This is a genomic window from Escherichia sp. E1V33 (assembly GCF_004211955.1).
Classification (GTDB): Bacteria; Pseudomonadota; Gammaproteobacteria; order Enterobacterales; family Enterobacteriaceae; genus Escherichia.
On sequence record NZ_RHJI01000037.1, the window covers coordinates 1 to 2,637 of the forward strand.

The window sequence follows — 2,637 nt, forward strand, 5'->3', positions numbered from 1 at the left end:
CGTTGAAGAAGAACGCCAGCGCCATATCCGTGCTGCCCGTGCCAGAACGCCGGGCGTGTCTCGCGTGCTTTGCATTGAATGTGAAGCGCCAATTCCGCCAGCACGCCGCCGTGCCATTCCTGGAGTGCAGCTTTGCATTACCTGCCAGGAAATCGCAGAGCTGAAAGGCAAACATTACAACGGAGGTGCTGTATGAGCACCATCCTGAAATGGGCGGGTAATAAAACCGCCATTATGTCCGAACTGAAAAAATACCTTCCTGCTGGCCCGCGACTGGTTGAACCTTTCGCGGGTTCTTGTGCTGTGATGATAGAGACGGATTACCCCAGCTATCTTGTTGCGGATATTAATCCTGATTTAATCAACCTCTATAAAAAGGTTGCTGCTGATTGCGAGGCGTTTATATCTCGTGCCAGAGCTTTATTTGAGGAAGCAAACAGTGAGCTGGCTTATTACAACATAAGGCAGGAGTTTAATTACTCAACTGAAATTACTGATTTCATGAAGGCGATATATTTCCTGTATCTCAATCGTCACGGTTACCGTGGTTTATGTCGCTATAACAAGAGCGGGCATTTCAACATTCCCTACGGGAATTATAAAAATCCGTATTTCCCTGAAAAAGAAATTCGCAAATTTGCAGAAAAAGCCCAGCGAGCAACGTTTATCTGCGCCAGCTTTGATGAAACGCTGGCGATGTTGAAGGCGGGGGATGTGGTGTATTGCGATCCGCCTTATGACGGTACGTTTTCCGGCTATCACACTGATGGCTTCACTGAGGATGACCAGTATCACCTGGCATCCGTTCTTGAACATCGATCATCTGAAGGTCATCCGGTCATTGTTTCTAACAGTGACACATCCCTGATTCGTTCGCTGTATCGCAATTTCACTCACCACTACATCAAGGCAAAACGCAGCATCGGCGTGTCGGCTGGCGAGGGTAAATCAGCAACAGAAATCATTGCTGTTTCCGGGGCGCGCTGCTGGGTGGGATTTGATCCTTCGCGTGGCGTGGATAGTTCTGCTGTGTACGAGGTGCGTGTATGAGTCATGACGATATGAGCAACTCCAGCGGCTTTAACGAGGCCGCTGCAGCATTTTCATGGAACGGCCCGAAAAAGGCCATTAACCCTTATCTGGACCCGGCGGAAGTTGCGCCGGAGTCTGCACTTTCAAACATGATCACTCTGTACGCTGCCGATAACGAGCAGGAACAGCTGCGCCGCGATGCACTGAGTGAGCAGGTCTGGGAGCGTTATTTCTTTAATGAATCCCGTGATCCTGTCCAGCGCGAAATGGAGCAGGATAAGCTCATTAGCCGCGCAAAGCTTGCGCATGAGCAGCAGCGTTTTAACCCGGACATGGTCATTCTGGCAGATGTCAGCGCCCAGCCTACCCACATCAGCAAGCCGCTGATGCAACGTATCGAATACTTCAGCAGCCTGGGCAGGCCAAAGGCTTATTCCCGCTATTTGCGTGAGACGATTAAGCCATGTCTGGAGCGACTGGATTGTGTACGCGACAGTCAGCTATCCGCTTCTTTCCGTTTTATGGCAAGCCATCAAGGGCTTGAGGGCCTGCTGATCCTGCCTGAAATGAGTCAGGATCAGGTAAAACGCCTGTCCACCCTGGTAGCAGCGCATATGAGCATGTGTCTTGAGGCCGCTTGTGGTGATTTGTATGCCACCGATGACGTTAAGCCAGAAGAAATCCGCAAGACATGGGAAAAGGTGGCAGCGGAAACCATGCGTCTGGATGTTATCCCGCCTGCATTTGAGAAACTTCGTCGGAAAAGAAACCGCCGCAAACCCGTGCCCTATGAACTCATACCGGGTTCGCTGGCACGTATGCTTTGCGCCGACTGGTGGGATCGAAAATTGTGGAAGATGCGTTGCGAATGGCGGGAAGAGCAGTTGCGTGCTGCCTGTCTGGTCAGCAAAAAAGCATCTCCCTATGTCAGCTATGAAGCAGTGACACATAAACGTGAGCAGCGCCGCAAGTCGCTGGAGTTTTTCCGTTCTCATGAACTGGTGAACGAAGACGGAGACACGCTGGATATGGAGGATGTGGTAAACGCCAGCAGCAGCAACCCGGCGCATCGCCGCAATGAGATGATGGCCTGTGTTAAAGGTCTGGAGCTTATCGCGGAAATGCGTGGTGACTGCGCCGTTTTTTACACTATCACCTGTCCGTCACGTTTCCATTCCACGCTCAACAACGGCAGACCCAACCCGACCTGGACAAATGCGACGGTAAGACAAAGCAGCGATTATCTGGTCGGCATGTTTGCTGCATTTCGTAAGGCTATGCACAAAGCCGGGTTGCGCTGGTATGGCGTGCGGGTGGCTGAGCCGCACCATGACGGTACTGTGCACTGGCATCTCATGTGTTTCATGCGCAAAAAAGACCGCCGCGCCATTACTGCATTGTTGCGTAAGTTTGCCATCCGTGAAGACCGCGAGGAACTGGGCAATGACACGGGTCCACGCTTTAAGTCTGAGCTGATAAACCCGCGCAAAGGAACGCCGACAAGCTACATCGCGAAATACATCAGTAAGAACATTGACGGACGTGGTCTGGCTGGCGAGATCAGCAAGGAAACGGGTAAATCCTTGCGTGATAACGCCGAATACG

General features: G+C 51.6%; 3 protein-coding genes. All 3 read left to right on the plus strand.

Translation table 11 applies throughout. The features are described 5' to 3' along the window. A partial coding sequence (locus D9742_RS22575) for a TraR/DksA family transcriptional regulator (protein ID WP_130238297.1) occupies positions 1-196 on the plus strand: 196 nt, incomplete at its 5' end. Beyond that, positions 193-1,050, plus strand: a complete 858-nt coding sequence (locus D9742_RS22580; RefSeq protein WP_130238298.1) for a DNA adenine methylase — start codon at positions 193-195, stop codon at positions 1,048-1,050. The genes D9742_RS22575 and D9742_RS22580, both read left to right, overlap by 4 nt. Next, on the plus strand, positions 1,047-2,637 hold a 1,591-nt coding region (locus D9742_RS22585; RefSeq protein WP_130238299.1), incomplete at its 3' end, for a replication endonuclease. The genes D9742_RS22580 and D9742_RS22585, both read left to right, overlap by 4 nt.

Coding starts and splice junctions, on each gene's coding strand:
- D9742_RS22580 (WP_130238298.1), top strand. CDS start 193: ATGAGCACCATCCTGAAATGGGCGGGTAATAAAACCGCCATTATGTCC.